Annotated in this window: 19 protein-coding genes; 11 read left to right on the top strand and 8 right to left on the bottom strand. The window is 60.5% G+C overall.

Going from position 1 to position 22,883, the window contains the following annotated elements; genetic code table 11:
• Positions 1-86: 86 nt before the first annotated feature.
• The gene (locus LG409_RS14075; protein ID WP_016914759.1) at positions 87-260 is read right to left on the bottom strand and encodes a YqaE/Pmp3 family membrane protein; all 174 of its coding nucleotides are present in this window, start codon (positions 258-260) and stop codon (positions 87-89) included.
• Positions 261-417: 157 nt separating this feature from the next.
• On the opposite strand from LG409_RS14075, the gene LG409_RS14070 reads away from it, so the two are divergent.
• The gene (locus LG409_RS14070; protein ID WP_189463820.1) at positions 418-2,415 is read left to right on the top strand and encodes a TonB-dependent receptor family protein; all 1,998 of its coding nucleotides are present in this window, start codon (positions 418-420) and stop codon (positions 2,413-2,415) included.
• Positions 2,416-2,517: 102 nt separating this feature from the next.
• Here the strand turns inward: LG409_RS14070 and LG409_RS14065 are convergent, their stop codons facing one another.
• Positions 2,518-3,516, bottom strand: a complete 999-nt coding sequence (locus LG409_RS14065; RefSeq protein ID WP_193460985.1) for an NADP-dependent oxidoreductase — start codon at positions 3,514-3,516, stop codon at positions 2,518-2,520.
• 177 nt (positions 3,517-3,693) lie between these two features.
• Positions 3,694-4,086 carry a septal ring lytic transglycosylase RlpA family protein gene (locus LG409_RS14060; RefSeq protein ID WP_039176927.1) on the bottom strand — a complete coding sequence of 131 codons (393 nt, stop codon included), beginning with the start codon at positions 4,084-4,086 and terminating at the stop codon, positions 3,694-3,696.
• A gap of 314 nt (positions 4,087-4,400) precedes the next feature.
• Between LG409_RS14060 and LG409_RS14055 the strand changes: the two genes are divergently transcribed.
• Together LG409_RS14055 and LG409_RS14050 are read left to right on the top strand one after the other, a co-directional pair.
• Positions 4,401-5,840 carry a hypothetical protein gene (locus LG409_RS14055; RefSeq protein ID WP_189463805.1) on the top strand — a complete coding sequence of 480 codons (1,440 nt, stop codon included), beginning with the start codon at positions 4,401-4,403 and terminating at the stop codon, positions 5,838-5,840.
• A gap of 97 nt (positions 5,841-5,937) precedes the next feature.
• Positions 5,938-6,726 carry an RsiV family protein gene (locus LG409_RS14050; RefSeq protein WP_227406941.1) on the top strand — a complete coding sequence of 263 codons (789 nt, stop codon included), beginning with the start codon at positions 5,938-5,940 and terminating at the stop codon, positions 6,724-6,726.
• A 6-nt stretch (positions 6,727-6,732) separates the two neighbouring features.
• Here LG409_RS14050 and LG409_RS14045 read toward each other — a convergent pair whose 3' ends face one another.
• Positions 6,733-7,611, bottom strand: a complete 879-nt coding sequence (locus LG409_RS14045) for a DMT family transporter (protein ID WP_227406940.1) — start codon at positions 7,609-7,611, stop codon at positions 6,733-6,735.
• A 108-nt stretch (positions 7,612-7,719) separates the two neighbouring features.
• Here LG409_RS14045 and LG409_RS14040 point away from each other — a divergent pair, with 108 nt between their 5' ends.
• The 3 genes from LG409_RS14040 to LG409_RS14030 all read left to right on the top strand — a co-directional run bounded on the left by LG409_RS14040 (position 7,720) and on the right by LG409_RS14030 (position 10,032).
• Positions 7,720-8,589, top strand: a complete 870-nt coding sequence (locus LG409_RS14040; RefSeq protein ID WP_039176919.1) for a LysR substrate-binding domain-containing protein — start codon at positions 7,720-7,722, stop codon at positions 8,587-8,589.
• A gap of 126 nt (positions 8,590-8,715) precedes the next feature.
• Entirely contained in the window at positions 8,716-9,273 is a 558-nt protein-coding gene (locus tag LG409_RS14035; protein ID WP_039176917.1) for a cytochrome b, read from the top strand.
• A gap of 36 nt (positions 9,274-9,309) precedes the next feature.
• Positions 9,310-10,032: a hypothetical protein gene (locus LG409_RS14030; protein ID WP_227406939.1), complete on the top strand. Its 723-nt coding sequence runs from the start codon at positions 9,310-9,312 to the stop codon at positions 10,030-10,032.
• Positions 10,033-10,038: 6 nt separating this feature from the next.
• On the opposite strand, the gene LG409_RS14025 is transcribed toward LG409_RS14030, so the two are convergent.
• The 4 genes from LG409_RS14025 to LG409_RS14010 all read right to left on the bottom strand — a co-directional run bounded on the left by LG409_RS14025 (position 10,039) and on the right by LG409_RS14010 (position 14,680).
• Positions 10,039-11,859, bottom strand: a complete 1,821-nt coding sequence (locus LG409_RS14025) for a diguanylate cyclase (RefSeq protein WP_227406938.1) — start codon at positions 11,857-11,859, stop codon at positions 10,039-10,041.
• Positions 11,860-12,091: 232 nt separating this feature from the next.
• Positions 12,092-12,958, bottom strand: a complete 867-nt coding sequence (locus tag LG409_RS14020; protein WP_227406937.1) for a LysR family transcriptional regulator ArgP — start codon at positions 12,956-12,958, stop codon at positions 12,092-12,094.
• A gap of 62 nt (positions 12,959-13,020) precedes the next feature.
• Positions 13,021-13,794 (bottom strand): siderophore-iron reductase FhuF, encoded by a 774-nt coding sequence (fhuF, locus tag LG409_RS14015; RefSeq protein WP_227406936.1) that lies wholly within the window; start codon positions 13,792-13,794, stop codon positions 13,021-13,023.
• Between the two features lie 118 nt (positions 13,795-13,912).
• Positions 13,913-14,680, bottom strand: coding sequence for an ATP-binding cassette domain-containing protein (locus tag LG409_RS14010; RefSeq protein ID WP_144982002.1), 768 nt, complete (start codon positions 14,678-14,680; stop codon positions 13,913-13,915).
• A 324-nt stretch (positions 14,681-15,004) separates the two neighbouring features.
• Between LG409_RS14010 and fhuB the strand changes: the two genes are divergently transcribed.
• From fhuB to LG409_RS13985, 5 genes are all read left to right on the top strand, one after another.
• The gene (gene fhuB / locus LG409_RS14005) at positions 15,005-17,005 is read left to right on the top strand and encodes a Fe(3+)-hydroxamate ABC transporter permease FhuB (protein ID WP_227406935.1); all 2,001 of its coding nucleotides are present in this window, start codon (positions 15,005-15,007) and stop codon (positions 17,003-17,005) included.
• A gap of 49 nt (positions 17,006-17,054) precedes the next feature.
• The gene (locus tag LG409_RS14000) at positions 17,055-18,713 is read left to right on the top strand and encodes a multidrug ABC transporter permease/ATP-binding protein (RefSeq protein WP_227406934.1); all 1,659 of its coding nucleotides are present in this window, start codon (positions 17,055-17,057) and stop codon (positions 18,711-18,713) included.
• A gap of 7 nt (positions 18,714-18,720) precedes the next feature.
• A complete protein-coding gene (locus LG409_RS13995) occupies positions 18,721-19,272 on the top strand; it encodes a sigma-70 family RNA polymerase sigma factor (RefSeq protein WP_096922417.1) in 552 nt (183 codons plus the stop codon).
• A complete protein-coding gene (locus LG409_RS13990; protein WP_227406933.1) occupies positions 19,273-20,301 on the top strand; it encodes a FecR domain-containing protein in 1,029 nt (342 codons plus the stop codon).
• 100 nt (positions 20,302-20,401) lie between these two features.
• Positions 20,402-22,882, top strand: a complete 2,481-nt coding sequence (locus tag LG409_RS13985) for a TonB-dependent siderophore receptor (RefSeq protein ID WP_227406932.1) — start codon at positions 20,402-20,404, stop codon at positions 22,880-22,882.
• Position 22,883 lies beyond the last annotated feature (1 nt).

The raw sequence follows: 22,883 nt of genomic DNA, 5'->3' as shown, positions 1-22,883 counted from the left end.
ACTGCTGGAAAGATAAAGGGCGGGTGCAAAAACGCCGCCTTGCACGAGGCAAGGCGGCGTTTGTCAGACGGGGTGATACGAGCGGGCTAGTGCTTCAAGATGACATAGAACGCATGAAGGATGCCCGGTATGAAACCAAACAGGGTCAGCAGGATATTGAGCCAGAAATGTCCTTTTAGCCCGACTTCGAGAAACACCCCGAGAGGGGGGAAGATCACCGCAAAAATCATCTTGATCGGGTCTGTCGCTGTCAACGCCATAAAGCCTCCTTTGCTTTTTTAGCTAACCTATAAGACCAACCACTTACACTATCGTTCAGCTTAGGCTGAGCGCCAATCATTGGGAAGGGAATCCATGCATCGTTTTCAACTACCGTTTTCACGTACACCGCTGGCTCTGTTGTTGGGGTCGGTGGTGATGACCCCGGCGGCGGCGGAAACTGCGCCCGAGGCCAGTACCGTGCTGCCTGCCGTGGAGGTCAGCGCTCCCCGTTTGGCCCGTGAACTCTATGCGACCCCAGCGGCTGTTTCGACCCTCGACGCCCAGGAGATCCAGCAGGGGCAGCAGCGGGTGCGGCTGGATGAGTCGCTGAACAGGGTGCCCGGGGTATCGCTGCAGAACCGCGATAATTTTGCCCAGGGCCAGCGTATCGCCATTCGTGGTTTTGGTGCCCGGGCGCCGTTTGGCGTACGGGGGATTACGGTGATGGTGGATGGCATTCCGTATACCCTGCCGGATGGTCAAGCGCAGCTGGATGCCATCGACCTGGACAGCGCCGAACGGATCGAGGTGATTCGCGGCCCCTCATCGGTGCTCTACGGTAATGCTGCCGGGGGCGTGATCGACGTGACCACGGCCGATGGGCGCGACAACCCTGGCACTCGCATCCGCCTGGGGGCGGGCAGCCATGGCTATCAGAAAGTGGCGCTGCAGCACGGTGGCGCGCAGGGGGATTGGTCGCATCATGTCAGCTTGACGGCCCTCAACGTGGATGGTTATCGCGAGCAGAGCGCCACGGAAAAGTACCTGCTGAATGCCAAGCTGCGCCGTGAGTTGGGCAGTGAACGGGCACTGACGGCCATCATCAACGTGCTGGATAACCCGCGCTCGGAAGATCCCGGTGCCCTGACGGCCACCGAGGTTGCGCAGGGGCGCGATCAGGCTGCGCCCAACGCCCTGGCGCTGGATGCCCGGCAGCAGGCCGAACAGCAGGTGCTGGGGCTGCAATACGAAGACTTGGCGCTGGGGGACGGCGCCTTGTACCTGCGCGGTTTTGTGGCTCGTCGTGATTTCGAACAGCAGCTGCCGTTTGTCGGTGACAGCCGTTTGGGCTATCGCCGTGATTACATGGGGGCCAGCGCCGAGTATCACCAGGCAGCCATGCTGGGCGAGCTGCCCCTCGATTACGTGGTCGGCGTCGACCTTGCTCGCCAGGAGGATGACCGCTACCGCAATCGGGTCAATGCCGTGGGCGCGGTGGGGGATGCCTCGGCTGACGAAACCCAGCGTGCCACCTCCAGCGGCGTCTTTGCTCAGGGGGATCTGGCGCTTTCCGAGCAGGTGACGTTTTCGCTGGGCGCGCGCTTCGATCGTGTGGCGCTCAGGGTAGACGATGACTTTCTGGCAGATGGCGACCAGAGTGGCCGACGCTCCTTCAACGAATGGAGCGGCTCGGCCGGGGTGAGCTACCGTTACCTGCCGCAGCATCAACTCTATTTGAACACCGGCACCGCGTTCGAAACCCCCACCTTTGCCGAATTCGCCAACCCTGCGGGCGGGGGCTTCAACCCAGCCATCGAGCCGCAAAAAGCCTGGAATCGAGAAATCGGGATGCGCGGGTATGTCGAACCGCTGGCCCTGGATTACGATCTGGCGCTGTTTTCCGTGCGGGTGCGCGATGAGCTGGTGCCTTTCGATGAAGGAGGGCGCACCTTCTACGAGAACGCCAGCGATACCCAGCGTGACGGGATCGAGTTGGCACTGGGCTGGCAGCTGGCCGATGCATGGCGGGTGAACAGTGCCTTGACGCTGGCGCGCTACGAGTTCGATAACTTTGACGATTCAGGGGCGAATTTTGATGGCAATCGGCTCCCCGGCTTGCCCGAGCAGACCTGGATCAACCAGTTGACCTGGCAGCAACAGGAACGTTTTGCCACGCTGGAAACCGAATATATCGGTAGCCTGATGGCCGACAACGCCAATGCCACCCAAGTCGACAGCTATTGGCTGGTCAACCTGCGTGTAGGCGATGAGTGGCAGCTCAGTGGTGATACGCGGCTGAGCGCTTATCTGGGGCTACGTAACCTGTTCGACGAAGAGTACAACGACAACGTGCGCATCAACGGCACCTTTGGGCGTTTTTACGAGCCTGCGCCGGGGCGCAGTGTTCATGGCGGCGTCGAGCTGAGCTTTTAAGCCAAACCGATCGCTAAGCCAACACGATAGCGCTGTAGATAGCAGGGGGCAGCCTGGGCTGCCCCCTGAGCATAAGAGGGGGTGGTAGCGAAGCTTGGTGAGTTACAGCTTCACCAGCATCTTGCCCGTGTTGGCGCCTGAGAAGAGTGCCAGAAACGCCTCCGGGGTACTTTCCAGGCCTTCCTTGATGGTCTCCTGGTAGACGATGCGACCATCGGCCACCTGAGGCGTCACTTCATTCAGGAAGTAGCGATAGCTGGCCCAGTGATCCGCCACGATGAAGCCTTGCATCCTGGCCTTGCGGACCACCAGTTGTGACAGGTTGCGGGGGCCAGGCGCAGGTGCCTCGGCATTGTAGCCTTCGATCATGCCGCAGACGGCGATACGCGCCCCTTCGTTGAGCTGAGCCAACGCGGCTTCCAGGCAGATGCCCCCCACGTTTTCGAAATAGACATCGATGCCGTTCGGGCTGGCAAGCTTGATGGCGTCGCTGAGCTCCTGCGCAGTGCGGTCCTGATAGGTGACTGGCTCGACGCCGATGGACTCCAGCCAGGCCAGCTTGTGGGCCGCCCCGGCAATGCCCACCACATGGCACCCCTTGGCCTTGGCCAGCTGTACCGCCAGTGACCCCACGGCACCGCTGGCGGCACTGACCAGCACGTTATCGCTGGGTTTGCATTCGGCAATCAGGTTCAGGCCTGTCCAGGCGGTCATGCCCGGCATGCCCAGCACGCCCAGATAGGCTTGCTCGGGGGCGTCGCCTTCCGGCAGCGGGGTGACGCTTTCGCCCGGCAGTTGGGCAATGTCTCGCCAGCCGCCCATGTGGCTGACGCGCTGGCCTTCCTTGATATCGGGATGCCTCGACGCGATGACCTCACCAATGGCGCCGCCTTCCATGGGCTTGCCCAGCTCGAAAGGGGCAATGTAAGTGCGCATGCCCGTCATTCTGCCGCGCATGTAAGGGTCGACCGATAGCCAGCGATTCTGGATGCGAACCTCGCCCTCTTCCAGTTCCGGCAGCTCGGCACTTTCCAGCGCGAACGTAGAGAGGTCGGGTAGACCTGCGGGGTAGGTCGTGAGCGTGTAGAAACGAGAAATCATCATAGCCTCCTGCTGTCAGGGAATGCGGTAATCCTTGCCTCATAAAGACCATTAGCCTGCTTTCAGGTTCATTAGGCCATAAAAAAGCGGCCCCGCTGGGGGCCGCTTTTAGTCAGCAGGTTGCATGGCAACGCTGATCGTTTAAGGGGTAGCACACGCTCGCGGGTGTGTTATCCGTTAATCTACCAGAGTGATCATCACTGGGGCGGTGCCTCGGCGTACCATGCCTAGTGCGCGCGCCGCTCGCTTTGAAAGATCGATGACTCGTCCCTGAACGAAGGGACCACGATCATTGATCATCACTTCTACTTCCTGCCCTGTATCGGGGCGAGTGACCAGCACTTTGGTACCGAACGGGAGGCTTGGGTGAGCCGCCGTGAGGGCTTGCTGATCAAAGGTTTCACCGCTAGCGGTAAGGGCTCCCTGGAAGCGGTCACTGTAGAAAGACGCAACGCCTTCTTCTAGCTCCAGGTTTACTGCTGATTGACTGGCAACTGCTTGGTGAGCGGTAGAAAATACCAGCAGTGTGGCCAGGCAACTCGTTCGTACCAGGTGTTTTAGGGCTCCCATTGGAGTACCTCAGAGGTTCGTGTCGCGGACTCCGCTTTCATCGATGAGGCGCCAAATTGGCCAGGTGATAGTAGCCCGCGTATGGCGAGTCGGCAAGCTTTAAGAAGATCGGTGCAAATAGCTCCATAATTGCGTTTTTTGTAACGAATCATTATGCCTTTGTGTTTCAGTAAGTTAACGGAGGCGGTGCAAGGTGGAAACGAGCGTCAAAAGCGTGGGTTATTTTTATTGAAACGCTCACTTTAATGGATCGAAGCGCCTTATAATCCGATGACGCTATATCGGCGTTTTTGCCTACGATCAAGGATGCACCTATGGCCAAATCCTCTCCTGTTACTCTGCTGCTGGTCGCCGTGGGCGGCGTTGCGGTGGGTTACTTCGCAGCACAGTCTCTCTCTCAAACCCCCTCCACACCGGACACGGTGGAAGTTTTGGATGAGGTTGCCAGTGATTCAGGCTCCAGGTTCGAAGGGTTGGAGACCCTGGCGCTTGGCGAGCGTGGCCGAGGCGAAATCACCTCTGCCAATGAGCTGAACGGTAACGACGGTAGCCGCTTTACCCGCTACGTCATCCAGCTGGATGAAGATGCGCTGGTGGAGGTGTCGCTGCGCGGTGCCTTGCAAGGCATCGTGGCGCTGTACGATGATCAGCTGGAGCTGCTCTCCAGTGCCGATACCGTGCGTTATCGGGTGAAAGAGAGCGGCGACTACATGGTCGTGGTCAGCGGAGCCAATGCCCAGAGCTATGGCCCCTTCAGTGTCGAAGCTCGCACCATCGAACTGAGCGACTCCGACACATTGGCGGTGGGCACGCCCATGGATAGCTGGCTGGAGAGCACCCCCCGCGAAGTCACGTTGACCGTCGAAGAGGCGGGCATGTACCAGATCGAGATGCGTGCCGATGAATTCGACGCCTATCTGGAGCTACGTGGCCCCAACGGCTATTACCGGGAAGACGATGACAGCGCCGGTAACCTGAATGCCCGCATTGCCGATTTTCTGGAGCCGGGCGATTACACGGTGACCGCAAGAAGCGCTTTTGGTGATGGCAGCGGCCTGTTCACCTTGGCGGCAGAACCGCGTGAGCTTCCGGGCGATGGCGACCTGCGCAATGACGGTGCCATTCAGTCGGGTGAGTCGTTGAATGGCTGGTTCAGCGGGCAGCCCTTGAGCTACGAGCTCGAGATCGAAGAAGCCGGCATGTACCAGATCGAGATGAATTCCAGCGATGTGGATGCTTATCTCGTGCTGGAAGGTGCCAACGGCTATTACCGTGAAGACGACGACAGTGCCGGTAATCTGGACGCCCGTATTGCCGATTTCCTGGCACCGGGCAGCTATCAGATCACGGCCCGCACGGCGTACGGTACCGACAGCGGCCTGTTTACCCTGTCAGTGGCAACACGTGAGTTGCCAGAAGACGTAGAGCTGCGCAACGAGGGCGAATTGACCCCCGATGAAACCATCAATGGCTGGTACAGCGGCGAACCGTTGACCTATCAGCTAACCTTGACGGAGAGTTCGCGGGTAACGCTGGCGATGAACTCCACTGACTTCGATACCTATCTCGAACTGTATGGCGAAGGTGTCTCCTACAGTGACGACGACGGCGGTCAGGGAACCAACGCCCTGCTGGAGCAGGCGCTGCTACCGGGTACTTACACTGTGAGTGCCCGTGGTTTCAGCGCCAGCGGAAGCGGCATGTTCGAGCTGGAGGTAAGCGCAGAGCCTACGGAAATGCAGCCTGACACCTGAGTGGGCCAGTAGGTAACGCGGTGATCATGCCCCTGCTCTGTGCAGGGGCATTTTTTTATGCTGGTATGGGCAGCATCGCATTTACAAGGAGGTTGATATGGTACGTCTGACATCGGTCATGAGCGTGGGCACGTTGATGGCCAGCAGTGTATGGCTAACCGGTTGCCACACCTCGCAGCAACCTCAGGAGGAGCCGCTGGCATTGGCCACACTGGCCGTAGAGCAGCAGTTCGTGGCGCCCGGCTGTGAGGGGGAGCGCTGCTCGACGGTGCGTATTTCAGCACTGGAGTTCCCCCAGGATGAAGCACTGACGCAGCAGTTGCAGGAGCGTCTGCTGACCCTGGGCATGGGGATCACCGAAGAGCAGGCCGAGCCTGCCGCTTCCTGGGAGGCGTATGCCCAGCACTTTTTCGAACTGGCCGAAGAGGGCAACCGCTTGACGCCCCCGGAAATGACCAGTGAGGCCATGCTCGAAGCCACGGTTCATGCCCATCACGACGACCTGCTGGTGTTGGAGCTGAACAGCTACGTCTACCATGCCGGGCAGGCCCATGGGCTGCCCATGACGGCGTTCATGGTGATCGATGAGCGCCGCCGAGCAGTGGTCGAAGCCGAGGATATGCTGCTGGATGGGCAGGAGGCGGCCTTCGATGCGTTACTGACGGAGGCTCACCAGCGCTGGGCAAGCGACATGGGGCAGGATGAACAGTTCCTGGAGAACTGGCCGTTATCCCCCAGCCGCAACATTGCTCCGCTGGAGGAGGCATGGGAGGTCAAGTACAACGTATACGACATCGCGCCTTACGCCGTGGGTCAGCCCACCTTGACGATCCCCGTTGAAGCCCTCGACGGCGTGGCCAAGCCGCGTTTTATCGGCGCAGAGTAAAGGCTGCTAGCGGCCTGCTTTCAAACAGCCGACCACCACCAGCAGGGCGGCGCTGGGCAGCCGCCAGTCCAACACGCTGACGCCTGCCATGACCAGTAACAGGGCCGCCAGAATGGGCACCCCATAGGCCAGGCTGCCTACCAGGCTGGCATGGCCGAAGCGCACCGCTCTATCCCAGGCCACCATGGCGATGCCGTAAGGCCCGAGGCCCAGGGCAATGCCTGCAAGCAGGGCTTCTTGCTGGGGCAGCGCCGTGGGCCCTTCCAGCAGCATGCTGGCGGCAAAGGTCATGGCGCAGGCAATCAACAGCAGGCGGGGCAGTAGCGGCGTCAGCGAGACCGGCGCTGCCTGGCCTGTCCAGGAGTAGAGTGCCCAGCAGCAGGCGGCGAGCAGTGCCAAGGCGTAACCTGGTGCTGCCCCGCCAACACCGCTACCCAGTGCTTGTGGCACCAGCAGTAGCGCGGCCCCCATGAAGGCGATCAACGCTCCCGACACGCTGGCCAACGTCAAGCGGCCCGTGCGGTACCACTGGCTCAACAGGACGAACAGCACCGGCCAGGTATAGGTAATCAAGGCGGCTTCTGCCGCTGGGGCCCAACGCATGCCGATGAAGTAACTGCTTACCGCCCCGACGATCAGTAGTGGAACGCCCAGCCAGATACCGGCCTGCCAGCGCCACGTGCAGTGGCTCAGCGGCACCTTACGGCTCAAGGGCAGGGTGGCTAGCGCGCCTGCCAGCAGGGTCAGAGCAGTGAGTTGCAGCGGAGCGACCGTGCGCGCCAGCTCCGCCAGTAACGGGGCAATGCTCCATAGCGCGACAGCCACCAGCGCGGCGGCAACACTGTATTTGGGGGAAACCACGACCGGGGAGTGAAGGGGCTGCATCACGCGTCTCCTTGAACCTTGAAATTGACCTCTTGTGCGCAGCATACTCACGGCTCATTCATCAAGGTAACGATCTTTTATGATGGTTTTCATCAAGGATGGTGATGTATGCGTGCGCCCACGTTTGACCTGACGCTACTGCGAACATTGGTGGCCATTGCCGACACCGGAAGCGTCACCGCGGCGGCGACGCGGCTCGCGTACACCCAATCGACGGTCAGCATGCAGTTGCAGCGTCTTGAGGCCCAGCTGGAGATGCGACTGCATGAGCGTGATGGGCGGCGGCTGCGCTTTACGGCGGAAGGAGAGCGTCTGCTGGCCCATGCACGGCACTTGTTGGCCCTCAATGACGAGGCGTGGAGCGACATGCAGGCCCGTCAGGTGACGGGCGATTTGACGCTGGGGATTCCCGAGGATTATGCGTCGTTGCTGCCGTCGGTCTTCGCCTATTTCCACCAGCTCTATCCCGCCGTAGGGCTGACCGTGCAGTGTGGCACCAGCGCCCATCTGGTCGAGCAGGTGAAAACGGCGGAGCTGGACCTGGCGCTGGTAACGCGCCAGCGCCATTCACCGGGTGGGGAAGTCATTCGTCGAGAACCGCTGGTGTGGGCCGTGGGGGTGAATCAACAACCGCTGCTCAGCGACCCGGTACCCTTGGCGCTTTATACCCCAGGGGCCGATGTGTTCAGGGAAGTAGCGGAACAGGCGCTTCAGGCCGCAGGGCGCCACTGGCGCGTGGCGTATACCAGCCAGTCCATGGCCGGGCTGGCGCCCATCGTCACCGCCGGGCTTGCCGTGGTGGTGGTCACCCGCAGCATGCTGACCCCCTCGCTGCGCCCGCTGGACGAAAGCAGCGGGCTGCCTGCCTTGCCGATGATCGAACTGGCACTGCACCGAGCGCCGCATCGGCCCACCGAACCTGCCCGGCGGTTGGCAGAGCTGATTCGAGAACAGCTGGCCGTGCCCAGTGAGGGTTGATGTGCCGTGAGAAACAAGCGGTACGCAATTCCATGACTTACGCTATTCCAGGACTATAGTAATCTAACGCCGTGCCGCAAAGGCGGCGGGCTGATGATAACGATGTGACGGGGCAGGGAGTTTTGAATGCACGAGCTTGATCACTATATCTACCCTCACCGAGTGCTGCATTGGCTGGTGGCGGGGGCCGTACTGCTGGGGTTGGCCACTGGTCTGACGCTGGGCTTTCTGGGCTACGAGCGGACGTTGGCGTTGCTGGGCAACACGCTGACCAACTTGCTGTACACCAGCCACAAGACGTTGGGCATTGCTGTCTTGCTGCTGATGACGCTGCGTATCGTGACGCGACTGGCATTCGTCGTGCCCGACCATGATCCGCCGCTGTCGACCTTCGAGCGTCTGGTGAGCACCAGCGTGCATCATCTGCTGTATGCAGCGCTGGTCGTCATGCCGCTGTTGGGCTGGGCCGCCACGGCAACGGGCGGCTTTCCGGTGGAGTTCTTCCAGTGGCATTTGCCCGGGCTGTTGGGGCGTCACGAAGCGCTCTCGCAAACGCTGTTCATGTGGCACGAGCGGGTGGGCTGGGCGCTGGTAGTGCTGATCACGCTGCATGTGGCCGGGGCGCTGTTCCACTGGCGCATCAAGCGCGACAACGTGATGAAGCGCATGAGTCTGTTCGACTAAGCATATTCCCACCGTATCACAAGGAGCGTGATGACCATGGCCCAGCAGCTTGCTTTCGCTTTGGGACTGGCGGCCATTCATCTGTTCGCTGGTCGGCTTCAGCGGCTTAATGCGCTGCCGCGCAGCGCTTGGCTCTCGTTCGCGGGCGGTGTATCGGTAGGCTATGTCTTTATCCATATCTTCCCTGCCTTGAGCGACGCTCAAGACACCATCACCGAGCATGGGCCGCTGTTCATTCTCGAGCATAACGCCTACCTGACGGCCTTGGTGGGATTGGGCGTCTTTTATGGCCTGGAGCAGTTGGCCAAGCTCTACTCCCATCGTGATACGCCGCAGAAGCGGGTGTCATTGGGCAGGCTGCGGGGCGTGTTCTGGATCCATATTGGCTCCTTTGCGCTTTATAACCTGCTGATTGGTTATCTGCTGGTGTACCGCGACAATCAGATTCCGGAAGCCCTGTTCTTCTTCCTGGCCATGGGGTTTCACTTTCTGGTCAACGACCACGGGCTGGTGCAGCACCATCGTCAGCGTTATCTGATGAAAGGCCGTTGGGTATTGGCGGCAGCGGTGTTCGTGGGTTGGCTGATTGGCCATGCCATTCAGCTCACGGATGCCTTGATCAGCCTGCTGTACGCCTTCGTGGCGGGTGGGCTGGTGTTGAACGTGCTGAAAGAAGAGCTGCCGGAAGACCGTCACAGCCGCTTTTTACCTTTCGCGGGTGGCGCTGCGGTATGTGCGGGGCTCTTGATGTTTGCCTGAGCGTGGCTAACCTCTGGCAGAGTAGCGATAAGCGGCAGCGTCAGTGCGTGCCTTGGCGGCGTACATGTGCTGGTCGGCCTCGTGGATCATGCGCTCCAGCAGCGCGTCGTGGCCCTGCTCGTCACTGCGTTGATAGTGGTGCAGCCCGCTGACGCCGAGGCTGATACCGACGCAGACACTGACCCCGCAGGGCAGCTTGATGGGCGAGCGGATGGACTGCTCGATGCGTTGGCACACGCTGTCCAGGGTGTTGGGCTGCTGGCCACCCTCCAGCAGGACGATGAATTCATCGCCACCGAACCGAGCGCAGTGGTCCCCCAGTCGCGCTGCATGGACGAGCCGCTTGGCTACCTGTTGCAGCACGAAATCCCCGGCATCGTGGCCGTACTGGTCATTGATGGGCTTGAAACGGTCGAGATCGCACATGATCAGTGCCACCGGTTCATGGGTGCGATAGCTCTGGTCAAAGGCAGCCGCTGCGCAGCGTGTCAGCCCGTTGCGGTTCAACAGGCCCGTCAGCATGTCATGGTTGGCAAGCTGTTCCAGTGCCTGAGTTCGCAAGGCTACTTTGGCTTCCAGAATGGCCTCCTGCTTTTTGAGCATGGCCACCGTATCGGCCTGTGCCTGCGCCTTCTGGCGTTTGAGCTTGTTGAAGCGGGCGGCCAGGGCAAACGACAGTAGCAGCATTTCCAGCGCCGAGCCGATTTGAATGCCGTGCAAAGTAATGAAGTTGGCGGGCAGAACCCCCATGTTGCGTAGCGCAAATACCGCCGCACCCAGCAGGAAGATACTCCACGCCAATACGAAGAGGCGGGCACTGGGGACGCGCCGCCAACTGCCGTAGATGCCGCATACCAGCAGCAAAAGCGATGCGCTCAGCCCCGTGACATCCGTCAGCTGCAGTGCCCACGGAATGGGTAACACCAGTGACGCTGCCAGTGCCGTCCAGCAGTAAAGCCGAAACAGTGAAATGACGCGATGCCAGCGAGGGGTATAGTGCGCCATGTTCAAAAAGCTCTGGGCAAACAGCGTCGCTATGGCGGAGGCAAAGATAAAACCAATGGCCACCAGTCGCGGTGTCTGTTCGGCCAGAAAGCTCCAGAACATCAGTGTCCCAAGGCCGTTGAAGGTCAGAATGGCCAGGATGAAGCCGAATGCAAACAGGGCGTAGTGCAAAAAGACCCGTTCTTTCAGGCCAAAGAACAGCAAAAAGTTGTAAAGCCCCAAGGCGAGCAGCATGCCAAAGTAGGTGGCCAGCCAGAAGTTGTAACGATCGTTCTGCGCATGGAACGCATCAGGGGTCATCAGGCTGTAGCTCAAGAACTTGCTGCCGGAGGTATTGGCTTGCAGGTACAGCGTGACGCTTTCTCCTCCTTCCAGATGAATGGGAAAGACGATCTGGCGATAGGCCAGGGCACGCTCATTCACGGGCAGAGTGCTGCCCCCGAGCTGTACTTCGCTGAACTGGTCGCGCAGCGTATAGAGCGCAATCCTGTCGATGAACGGATACTCGAACTTGAGCATCCATTGTACTGGTCGTGGCGAGGCGTTGTGCAGACGAGTGGTCAGCCAGGTCTCTTCGGCGGTATAGCCAAAATGCAGGTCGGAGGTCTGTGATACGGGCGTGAAAGATGGGTCGAGTGCCAGCAGTTCGCGCAGCGTCAACGACTCAGGCGTGTGCCAGAAGCGGGTGGTGCCATTCAGGGAGTAAGACGCCTGATCCGGTGAAACAGACAGCGTCGGCACAGCCCCCGCAAGAGAGCTGATACCCGACAGGTACAGCAGCAGGATGACCAGCAGGCGCTTTCCCCAACCGTGATGACCCATAAGCATCGCTTTTTTGATTTTTTTTTTCTCCTCTCGGCAGGCCGCTGCAGGGTTCCCTTGGCCTGGGAGAGCGCTATACGTTGTCACTGGGTTTTCCCGATGACAGTAGTAGCAAATTAATCACGCCGCGACCAGTGCTCTGCCTTGGCATTAGCGGCGGGTGCTCCAACGATACAAACGTGAGTGTAGCCAGCTTTGAAGATGCAAGCATGAAGGTAAAGCAAGATTGGTGCTAAAACGTGAAGCGGCTCAGTCTTTCGGTCAGCCGATGCAGCAGGTCGCCACTGTGCCGCCAGAAGTGCCAGTACAGCGGTACCGTCAGTGAGCTGCCTGGCGCAATGCTGACTAACTGGCCGCTCTTTAACAGCGTGGCGGCCTGTAACTGAGGGACCATGCCATACCCCATGCCTGCTGCGGCAAGCCGCACGAAGCCTTCGGAAGAGGGGCACAAGTGATAGGGAAAATGCCCGTGGTAGCCACACTGCGCCAGAAAGCGATGCTGCAGCTGGTCATGTGGGCCAAACACGATGGCGGGTGCGTGTTGAAAGGCCGTGGCCGTTGGGCCATTCGGGAAGAAATGCGCCACGTAGCCGGGCGAGGCCAGCGGCAGGTACACCATTTCGCCGACCTTGATGCAGCGCGCGCCTGCCATGGGCGTGGGCGTTGCACACAGGCAGGCCGCCACATCGCCATCCTTCAGACGCTTCAAGCCGATTTCCTGATCTTCGATCACCAGATCCAGCAGGATGCCCTCGGCAAGACAGATTGGGGCAACGGCATCGGCCCACCAGGTACCGACGCTGTCAGCATTGACGGCGACTCTCAATCGGGAGGCTTGTTGATCCAGGGTGGGGAGGGTTTGCCGAAGGTCGCGTTCGAGCAGCCGTACCTGCTGGTAGTGAGTCAGCAGCCGCTGCCCAGCGGGAGTAGGAGTCAACTCGGGGTGACGTATCAGTACTGGCTGGCCCAGGCGCGTCTCCAGCGCTTTGATCCGCTGTGAAACGGCAGATTGGGATAGGCCGAGCAGCTCACCCGCGCGTTCGAATCCGCCGCCTTCCATGACCGCTGCCAGTGCTTGAAGAGATTTGTAGTCCACCATGGCCGTTCTATTCAGGGAGAAAGTGATGATCTTCCCTCAATACGCCACTGCGATGCCAGAACTCAATGGCGCTTGCGCGCCGCGCGGTCGCAGCCCTCCAGCGGGCAGTTGCTGCAGACGTCGAACTCCTCCAGCAAGTATCGCAGGCAACAAAGTTTGCGCACACGTTTGACGTCGTCGCTGCCGCTGGGCTGGTAGGTGCGTACTGGCTCGAAGAGTGGATTGCGTTGGCCGTTGAGCGTGCGCGACTCCAGCAGTGCCCGGGTCGCGGCCAAGGCGGAAGGCTTGACCAAGGGGTGAGTAGCGAGGGCATTGACGTAGTAATCCACATAGCCACCGGCGTTGCTCCAGAAGACGCGGGGAGCCGCTCCTGACAAGGCTGACAAGCGCTCGATGAGCGGCGCCCAGTGTTGCTCTATCAGCGTCGCGAAGCGTTGGCGGGTGTCCAAGGTGGTAAACCGTTCGCCTTCATGCGGAAGCCAGAGTCCTTGTGTGCCCCCCTGATTATTTTGCATCACATGGAGGTCGTCCAGCCCTACGGGTAAATCGCGGTCAAGCAGTAGATGTGCCGTCAATGTGGGGACGGTGACCGTACTGAAGTGCCACTTCGACCAGAGCGATGCAATGGCACGCAGGTCGCCACCTGGGTAACGGCTGGCGAAGTGTGCCATGTCCTCTTCCAGCAGCGCGGCATTACGCCATCGCGCAGCCTTGATGGCCCCTTGGGGGGGCACACCGCCGATCATGGGCACGGTAAAGTGCTCAAGTGGGCCCTGGTAGCAGTCGGCCAGGGTAGGCGGCGTGACGGTGTCGGGCTGGCGCAAGGCAAGTGGCATGACCAAACTCCAAGGCGTAAACGGGGCGCGAGGAAAGAGAGTCAGCATAAGCGATAATGCTTATCAGTTGAAGTACTGATTGAGAACGACTCTTTTTCCTGTGGGGGTGGAGTGGCGCCTACTGGGCGACGGCAATCCGGTGTTCTCCATTGGGGTGTGGCATCACCTGCATGGGTAGCCCGTAGATGGCTTCGAGGGTGGCGCCGTGCATCAGGACGTCGGGGGCGCCGTGTGCCAGCAGCTGTCCACTATGCAGAGCCATGAGCTCATCGCAGTAGCGCGAAGCCATGTTGATGTCATGGAGCACGATGATGACGCACAGGTTCAGTTCGTCGCATAGCGTGCGTACCAGTGCCAGCACTTCCATCTGGTGGGCAATGTCCAGGGCTGCCAATGGCTCGTCCAGCAATAGAAATCGGCTGCCTTGGGCAATCAGCATGGCTAGCCATACCCGCTGGCGCTCGCCCCCGGAAAGGGTATCTACCAGGCGGTCGGCAAAGGCCTCCGTATGCGTCAGGGTAATGGCGCGCTCGATGGCCGCTTTATCCCGCTGGTCGTGACGCCCCAGCAGCCCGTGCCAAGGGTAGCGGCCAAAGGCGACCAGTTCACGGCCAGTGAGATTTTCAGCGCTGGGCAAATGCTGCGGCAGGTAGGCCACCTGACGCGCAAACTCGCGCGTGCCCCAGGCACGCAACGGGCGATGGTCGAACAGGATATCGCCTTCGGTAACGGGCTGCTGCTGCGCCAACAGTTTGATCAGCGTCGACTTGCCCGAGCCATTATGGCCAATCAGACCGTATACCTTGCCCTCATGAAAGGTGTGCTCAATGGGTGCAAGGATCTGCTTGCCATTGATTTCAAAGGTGGCACCTTTGACCTCGAACATGAATGACTCCTGAAGATGGGTAGGACCTTAGCGTTCTATTCTAGTGCTAATGGTTCTCATTTTTAAAATAAAGATGCACTGATTCTACAACGGCAGGCACACGGCCAGGGCTATCTCGCCAGCCCTGGGGCGTTTGCCGGGCGGCTCCTGTGCATGATAATACAATTGTAGTGCTAATCGTTATCATTTAGAATCATCGCCGATGATTAAATCGGCAATGTTCCGTCCACTCGTTTTCCTCCAAGGTAAGGGTAAGACCATGATGGTGTTGGCTATCACGTCCAGTCTGGTGAGCGGTATGGCCATCACGAACGGGGGCTTGCCATGCTAGGTACCGCACGAGTTGCTCAACGTCTGGGAGGAGTATCACCCGCGAAAGCCTGCCTGCTGCTTAGCCTGCCGATGGTGGTGCTGTTTTGGGCCGGACTGGAAAGCCAAGGCGGAGTCACCTTGGGCCTGCGTGCCTTGGTGGCGCCTTCTTTCGAGAGTGTCGACGAGCTGCTGCTTTACTACGCTTGGTGGCCGCGCCTGTCGGTCGCGCTGCTGGCGGGGGCTGGCTTGGGATTGGCGGGTGTGCTGATGCAGCAAGTGCTGCGCAACCCGTTAGCTTCGCCGACGACGCTGGGGGTGGCATCGGGCGCTAACCTGGCGCTGATGACCGCCACTTTGCTGGCGCCGGGGTTGTTGGTGGCTGGGCGTGAGTGGGTCGCCTTGCTGGGCGGCGCGCTGGCCGTGGGGCTGGTTTTTCTGCTTTCCTGGCGTCGGGGGCTGGCGCCTATCGTGGTGGTGTTGGCGGGCCTGGTCGTCAATTTGTACCTGGGCGCGCTCTCGACAGCGCTGCTGCTGTTCAACCACGAGGCGCTGTCGGGGCTGCTGATCTGGGGGGCGGGGTCGCTGGCGCAAAACGGTTGGGACGGCGTGGCCGTGCTCTGGCCTCGGTTGGCGATTAGCTGCATTGCTGCCTGGTTCTTGCTGCGCCCGCTAGCAGTGCTGGAGCTGGACGACGCCAGCGCCAAGAGCCTGGGTGTCTCGTTGGCCTATCTGCGCTTTGCGGGGATGGGGCTGGCCGTCTTCATTACCGGCAGCATCGTCAGCGTGGTGGGCATCATTGGTTTCATTGGCCTGGCGGCGCCCAATATCGTGCGCATGGCCGGGGCGCGCCGATTGGGGTCGCGGGTGTTGTGGTCGACGCTGCTGGGGGGCGTGCTGCTGGCGACCACGGACCTGCTGCTGCAGCAGTTCGGTGGTATGGGGGCAGCCTTCATTCCCACCGGGGCGGTTACCGGTGCCCTGGGGGCACCGCTACTGATGTGGCTGATTCCGCGCCTGAAACTTCAGGGCGATCAGCCGCCCAGAGGGGCGAGCGTCGTTGCCCGCCGCCATGCTGCGCCGTCACGCTTGGTCACCGGATTGATCTTTGCACTCTTGGCGGCCACGCTGCTGGGGCTGCTCGTAGGCCAGGGTGTCGATGGCTGGTACCTGCTCTCGCCAGAGAGCTGGAATGTGATGCAGTGGCGCTTGCCACGGGTGATGGCGGCCGCTGCCAGCGGGTTGATGCTGGCCATTGCCGGGACGATACTCCAGCGCCTTTCCGCCAATCCCATGGCCAGCCCGGAAGTGCTGGGTATCAGCGGTGGCTGTGCCATCGCGCTGATTCTGGGCATTTTTCTGTTACCCACGCCCACCAACATGATGCTGATGGGGGTCGGCACGCTGGGGGCTTTCGCCACGTTGCTGGTGCTCGTGGGCATCAACCGCAAGAGCGGTTATCTCCCCGAGCGTTTGCTGCTCACTGGGGTGGCCGTCAGTGCCCTTTTCGATGCGGTACGCAGCGTGATGCTGGCGGGGGGCGATCCGCGTGGCCAGCAGGTCATTGCCTGGCTGGCGGGCTCCACCTACTACGTAGATGTCACCCATGCGGTGACGGTCGGGGGAGTGGCTGCGGTGCTGGCGTTGATTACGCTGCCCTTCACCCGCTGGCTGGATATCTTGCCCTTGGGCGCGCCGACTGCCAGAGCACTGGGAGTGACCCTCAACCGTGCCCGTTTGGCGCTGCTGCTGTTGGTGGCGCTGTTAACCGCCTGCGCCACCCTGGTGGTCGGGCCGCTGTCGTTCATTGGCCTGCTGGCGCCGCACATGGCACGCCTGGTCGGTTTCTCTCGGGCGGGGCAGCACCTGCTGGGGGCTGCGTTGATCGGCATGCTGCTGATGGTGCTGGCGGATTGGATCGGCCGACAGATCATTTTTCCCTATGAGATACCGGCGGGCTTGGTGGCGTCCTTGATCGGCGGCGCCTATTTCATGTGGGGGCTGCGGCGGTTGTGATTGCCCTCTCTATTGGTGGTGATATGAAAAAAGCCCAGGAGTCATGGTGATGGAGCTGTTGAAGATCGTATGGCGTGATTACCGCTGGCCCTTCGTCGCCGTGTTGCTACTGAGTCTGGCCAGTGCGGGCCTGGGCATTGGCGTCATCGCGTTTATCAATCAGCGGCTGCTGGGTTCCTTCGTTGATCCCTGGCGTATCCTGCCCGAGTTTCTGGGGTTGATCGCGCTACTGCTGCTCATAACCCTGGCATCGCAATTGGCGCTGACCACGCTGGGCCACCAGTTCGTTTATCGGCTGCGGGGGCAGTTGATCAAGCGCATTCTGGATACCCATCTCGAGCGTGCCGAGCAGATCGGCAGTGCGCGCCTGCTGGCGAGCCTCTCCACCGATGTGAACTCGGTCACCGTTGCCTTCATACGTTTGCCGGAACTGGTGCAAGGCGGGGTGCTGACGGTGGGTGCCACGCTTTACCTGTGGTGGCTTTCGCCTGCCATGCTGGGGATCTCCGCATTGTGGGTGATCGTGACGGTGGTCATCGGTATGCGTCTGGTGGCGCGAGTCTATGGGCACATGGCCAAGCTGCGCGAGATACAGGATCGTCTCTACGCGGATTACCAGGCCGTGATCGAGGGGCGCAAAGAGCTGGCGCTCAACCGCGACCGCGCCGAATGGCTGTACCGCGATGTCTATACGCCCAACGCCAAGGATTGTCGCCGTCATTACATTCTGGGCGATACCTATCATCTCAGCGCCGTGAACTGGTTCAACATCATGATGCTAGGGGCGATTGGCATCACCTTCTTTTTGGCCAATGGCCTTGGCTGGGCATCGGTGCAGGTGGCCACCACCTTTTCGCTGACTCTGCTGTTTCTGCGCGCGCCGCTGATACAGGCGATAGGCGCTTTCCCGACGCTGATCAACGCCCGAGTCGCGTTTGAAAAGATTCGTAGTCTGGAGCTGGCCGAGCACAGTGAAACCTTCGACCACACGGCCCTGCGCCACGATTGGCAGGAACTGACCCTGGAGCAGGTCTGCTACCGCTATCCGGATGAGGAGTCGCGCTCGGGCTTTGCCATTGGCCCTATCGATCTGACCTTGAAGCGTGGCGAGGTGGTCTTTCTGATTGGCGGAAACGGCAGCGGAAAATCGACCCTGGCGAGGCTACTGACCGGGCTTTACCACCCTCAGCGTGGCTGTGTCCGCGTCGATGGCAAGCCGCTGCGCGACCAAGACTGGACACGCTATCGACAGCACTTTTCGGCCATTTACACAGACTTGCACTTGTTTGACCGGTTGATGGGGCCAGGGGGCGAGGCACCCGACCCGGCCCTGGTGGAACAGTGGTTGGCCGCCTTGGCTATGCAGAACAAGCTCGATTTCGACGGCGACCGCGTCACCAACGTCAACCTCTCCCAGGGCCAGCGCAAGCGCCTCGCCATGCTGCTGGCGGTAGCCGAACAGCGCGATGTGTTGCTGCTGGACGAGTGGGCTGCCGACCAGGACCCTCAGTTTCGGCGCGTCTTCTACCGCGAGCTACTGCCGCAGCTCAGGGCGCTGGGCAAAACGCTGGTCGTGATCAGCCACGATGACCACTATTTCGACCAGGCCGACCGACTGCTGGAAATGCGCGGCGGGCAGCTCGTCGAGCTCTCCGGTGAGCAGCGCGCAGCCGCCAGCCGCGACGCGGTGGCCCGAGTGAGCGGATGAAAGCACCATGACGATCCCTCCCGCCGTCGGGCACTCGGCTTATCATACGGGTTGTCGAGAGTCACTGGGCCAGCTCTATCATCACCACCAGCCTTGGTTGCAGCAGTTGCTCAGGCAACGGCTGGGATGCGGCGAATCGGCGGCCGATTTGGCGCAGGATGCGTTTGTGCGGTTGCTGAAGACGCCGCGCCATTTCGATAGTTTCGATGGCACCCGAGCCTATCTCAGCCGCATGGCCAAGGGACTGTGCGTGGATCATTGGCGCCGTCAGGACATCGAGCGAGCCTGGCGAGAGACATTGGCCGTCCGCGCGGAAGTGGACATGCCCTCCGTCGAACACCATCAGATCGTCATCGAAACCCTGTGTGAAATCGACCGTATGCTGGCGCAACTGCCGGAGAAAGTCGTCAGTGCCTTTCTGGCCTCGCAGCTACACGGTAAACCCTATCGGCAGATTGCCGAGGAGCTGGGGGTTTCCGAACGGATGGTCAAAAAATATATGGCGCAGGCCATGCTGCAATGCGCGTTGATCGAAGCAGGCTTCGAGGCGAGCCTCTAGATGGAGACGGTTGCCCGCGACGATGAAGCCGCCAAACGTCGTGCGTTGGCGGAGGCTGCCGAGTGGTTTGCCGAGTGGTTTGCCGAGAGGCAAGCAGCGGAGCCGTCGGCCATGGCACATCGTCGTTGGCAGGAGTGGCATGAGGCCAACGACACCCACCGCTGGGCTTGGCAGCAAGTGGAAGGCGTCAGCCAGCGTTTCACCGCCCACCTTGATGATGCAGAGCGGCAGGCCGCCGACCGAGTCATCAGCTCGGCGCGACATCGGCGCCGAGGTCGGTGGCATCTGCTGAACGGGCTTTCCAGCCTGGTGGTCGTGGTCGTGCTGGCAGGGCTCTCCTGGCAGTGGACGCCGTTGCCTCAATGGGTAGCCTATTGGAGAGCCGATTACCGCTCTGCCACCGGCGACATTTACCGTATCGAACTGGAGGACGGCACTCAGGTATGGCTCAGTAGCGCGTCGGCGCTGAATGTCGACTACGCCGCTGGGTATCGTCGGCTACAGCTGGTGGCAGGCGAGGTGCTGATCGACACAGGGGATGCCCCCGAGCGCCCTTTATACATGGATACCCGTCATGCGCGACTGACTCCCCTGGGGACCCGTTTCAGCGTTCGCCAGCGCCAAGACGATGAGCTTTTGGCGGTGTTCGAGGGCGCGGTGGCTATTCAGACCCTTGGCGATGGCGGGCAGGCTGGCCAACGTCAGGTGGTCGATGCCGGGCATCAGGCCAGCTATTCCGCTCATGAGGTTAGCGGGCTCACGCCTGCCGAGGGGAGTCAGGCAGCTTGGGCCCAGGGTGTCTTGCTGGCGGAAGACATGTCATTGAAAGCCTTCGCCATGGAGCTGAGTCGGCTTCATCATGGCCGCCTGGAGGTCGATCCAGCGGTGGCAGAGCTGACCCTGTTCGGTGCCTTCCCCATTGACGACCTGGAGCGCACCCTGAGCATGGTCGAAACGACGCTACCCGTGAAGGTACACCGAGTCATGCCCTTTTGGGTCAAGATCGAGGCGGTGTCGGCTGACAAATAACAGTACGCCCAATATAAAAACACGTTCAGGGTTCCCCTTTTCGGCGTTGGTTCGATTCCTCTCCATAAGCCGTCAAACATCATCTGCAAGGGGAATCGATATGCCGCATCAGCGCTCTGTATTGCCTTCATCGTCGACTGTCACCCGTCTGTTGCCAAGGCGCCACCGCGCCCTCGCGCTGGCAGTGCACCTCACGGCTGTGGGCTGGTTGGTGACACCACTGCTGGCGATGCCGGCCATGGCGCAAACCAGCCAGCAGCAAGCTCGCGACTATGAGATCCCCGCTGGTCCGCTCAGCACGGTGATCAATCGGTTTGCCACGGAAGCGGGGGTATTCATCAGCGGTGCCAGCCAACTGGGCGAAGGGCGCCAGAGCCCTGGGCTGTCTGGGCAGTACAGCGTCGAGGCGGGGCTTGAGCGGCTGCTGTACGGAACCCACCTTGGAGCCGCGCGGCAGAGCGATGGCAGTTATCGGCTGGTAGAGCAGGCCGGTAATGAAGCGTTGCCGGTGCTTCATGTAGAAGCCGAGTGGTTGAGCCCCTCTGCCGTGGGGCCTGACCATGGCTATCGAGCACAGCGCAGTTTGACGGCCACCAAGACCGATACCGCGCTCGAGGACACGCCGCGTACGGTGTCCGTGGTGACTCGTCAACGCATCGAGGATCAGAACCCTCGAACACTCAGCAACATCTTGAGTTACGTGCCCGGTATTTCGTCGAGTGACTTCCCGGTGGGGGATGGCTTGGCAGGCGATATCTTCTTTATTCGCGGTATGAACCAGCGTGATTATGGCTACGGTACTTTCCGCGATGGCCTGCGTGTGCAACCCAACGCCTACTCCACGTCGGCAGAGCCCTATGGCCTGGAGCGGGTTGAAGTCTTCAAAGGGCCCACCACGGCGCTTTACGGTGAAAACGTGCCTGGCGGATTGGTCAACTTGGTCAGCAAACGACCTACCGCTGATCATCAAGGCGAGGTGAACCTGAGTTATGGTAGCCATGACCGCCGCCAGGTCTCGGCTGACGTGTCTGGCCCGCTGAATGCTGACGGGTCGGTACAGGGCCGAGTCGTCTTTTTGCATCGCGACTCGGATACCCAGATCGATAGCGTACAAGACGATCGCACCTACATCGCCCCCTCGTTGACCTTCGAGCTGAGTGATCAAGACCGGCTGACCGTGTTGGGCATGTACCAACAAGATGACACCGAGCTGCAGCTAGGGTTGCCAGCGGCGGAGACCCTGCTCGATCACCCTTCAGGAACGCTGAGCTCCCGCACGAACCTGGGCCATCCCGAGTGGGACACCTTCGAGCGGGAAGTCTGGTCGTTAGGCTATGAGTACGAGCACGCCTTCAACGAGGATTGGCGTTTTCAACAAAATGCCCGTTACTTGCGTTCTCACGTGAATCGTCGGGAAGTGTGGTGGAGTTACCCAGGCGATGGCTATGACGATGTCATTGGTGCTTACGGCAGAGACCGCGATAACGATAGCAGGACCTTGGCGATTGATAACCGCGTGGTAGGCAAATTTGGTAACGATACCGTTGAGCACACCTGGCTCGCCGGGTTTGGCTATGATCGAACCTCTTTTTCTCAGACCCAGGATGTGGGGTTCAGTACGCCTCAACTGATCAATATCTTTAACCCCCAGTGGAGTTCATCACCGCAAACGCTGCAGCGCTCTGAAGATGGTGAGGACGTCCAGGCGTTGACCGGTATCTACTCCCAGTTGCATAGCCAAATGGGGGGCTTGATTGCCCAGGTGGGTGGGCGCTTTGACTCGGCCAGGACGGAGTACAACAACCATCTGGCACCCGGAAGTGGCTTTTCTGTCACCGATGAGGAGTTTAGCTGGCAAGCAGGCTTGATGTATCAGTTCGACTCCGGTTTATCACCCTATGTGAATTATGCGACTACGTTTGTGCCCGCGCGCCAGATCTCTGTCGCCACCAACGAGCCGCTAGATCCCATTACAGGCCGCCAGTACGAGTTGGGCCTGCGCTACGACCTGCCTGACTCGGATACCGCCATTACGCTCTCGACCTACGATATCGTGATGAAGAATGACATCAACTACGACAGCGCCATCGGTGGCTACCGCAACGTGGGGCGTACCGATTCCAATGGTATCGAACTGGAGTTGGTCAGTGATGTCAGCGATGCGCTTAGCGTTGCCGCCGCATACACCTACACCGATGCGCGTATTGTCGAGGACGTGGCGTTTCCCCGTTATGAGGATAATCAGGTGGCTGGCGTACCTCGCCACAAAGCCTCCCTATGGGCCCACTATGAGGTTCTCCAAGGGCCCATGCAAGGCGCTGAAGTAGGGCTGGGCGTGCGCTACCTGGGAAGCTCCAACGCCTATCCTGACGCGAGCCTGGCATACGGCGATACGCTCGCCACGCGCGCCGTGACGCTCGTTGACCTTTCCCTCGGCTATGCCTTGGATGCGAACTGGCGGGTAGGGCTCAATGTGGAGAATCTCTTCGATAAACAGTATGTGGGCGAGTGCAACAATGCCGCCCGTTGCTACTGGGGCACTGACCGTACGGTCCTGGGCACGCTGTCATTCCGGTATTGAT

It is taken from the genome of Halomonas sp. NyZ770 (assembly GCF_020616575.1).
Classification (GTDB): domain Bacteria; phylum Pseudomonadota; class Gammaproteobacteria; order Pseudomonadales; family Halomonadaceae; genus Vreelandella; species Vreelandella hamiltonii.
The sequence above is the reverse complement of the archived record's forward strand: the minus strand, read 5'-3'. Positions and strand labels throughout refer to the sequence as shown.

Excerpts from the sequence above, each read along its gene's own strand:
- LG409_RS14075 (WP_016914759.1), bottom strand. The coding sequence starts at position 260 with ATGGCGTTGACAGCGACAGACCCGATCAAGATGATTTTTGCGGTGATC.
- LG409_RS14070 (WP_189463820.1), top strand. The coding sequence starts at position 418 with ATGACCCCGGCGGCGGCGGAAACTGCGCCCGAGGCCAGTACCGTGCTG.
- LG409_RS14065 (WP_193460985.1), bottom strand. The coding sequence starts at position 3,516 with ATGATTTCTCGTTTCTACACGCTCACGACCTACCCCGCAGGTCTACCC.
- LG409_RS14060 (WP_039176927.1), bottom strand. The coding sequence starts at position 4,086 with ATGGGAGCCCTAAAACACCTGGTACGAACGAGTTGCCTGGCCACACTG.
- LG409_RS14055 (WP_189463805.1), top strand. The coding sequence starts at position 4,401 with ATGGCCAAATCCTCTCCTGTTACTCTGCTGCTGGTCGCCGTGGGCGGC.
- LG409_RS14050 (WP_227406941.1), top strand. The coding sequence starts at position 5,938 with ATGGTACGTCTGACATCGGTCATGAGCGTGGGCACGTTGATGGCCAGC.
- LG409_RS14045 (WP_227406940.1), bottom strand. The coding sequence starts at position 7,611 with ATGCAGCCCCTTCACTCCCCGGTCGTGGTTTCCCCCAAATACAGTGTT.
- LG409_RS14040 (WP_039176919.1), top strand. The coding sequence starts at position 7,720 with ATGCGTGCGCCCACGTTTGACCTGACGCTACTGCGAACATTGGTGGCC.
- LG409_RS14035 (WP_039176917.1), top strand. The coding sequence starts at position 8,716 with ATGCACGAGCTTGATCACTATATCTACCCTCACCGAGTGCTGCATTGG.
- LG409_RS14030 (WP_227406939.1), top strand. The coding sequence starts at position 9,310 with ATGGCCCAGCAGCTTGCTTTCGCTTTGGGACTGGCGGCCATTCATCTG.
- LG409_RS14025 (WP_227406938.1), bottom strand. The coding sequence starts at position 11,859 with ATGGGTCATCACGGTTGGGGAAAGCGCCTGCTGGTCATCCTGCTGCTG.
- LG409_RS14020 (WP_227406937.1), bottom strand. The coding sequence starts at position 12,958 with ATGGTGGACTACAAATCTCTTCAAGCACTGGCAGCGGTCATGGAAGGC.
- fhuF (WP_227406936.1), bottom strand. The coding sequence starts at position 13,794 with ATGCCACTTGCCTTGCGCCAGCCCGACACCGTCACGCCGCCTACCCTG.
- LG409_RS14010 (WP_144982002.1), bottom strand. The coding sequence starts at position 14,680 with ATGTTCGAGGTCAAAGGTGCCACCTTTGAAATCAATGGCAAGCAGATC.
- fhuB (WP_227406935.1), top strand. The coding sequence starts at position 15,005 with ATGCTAGGTACCGCACGAGTTGCTCAACGTCTGGGAGGAGTATCACCC.
- LG409_RS14000 (WP_227406934.1), top strand. The coding sequence starts at position 17,055 with ATGGAGCTGTTGAAGATCGTATGGCGTGATTACCGCTGGCCCTTCGTC.
- LG409_RS13995 (WP_096922417.1), top strand. The coding sequence starts at position 18,721 with ATGACGATCCCTCCCGCCGTCGGGCACTCGGCTTATCATACGGGTTGT.
- LG409_RS13990 (WP_227406933.1), top strand. The coding sequence starts at position 19,273 with ATGGAGACGGTTGCCCGCGACGATGAAGCCGCCAAACGTCGTGCGTTG.
- LG409_RS13985 (WP_227406932.1), top strand. The coding sequence starts at position 20,402 with ATGCCGCATCAGCGCTCTGTATTGCCTTCATCGTCGACTGTCACCCGT.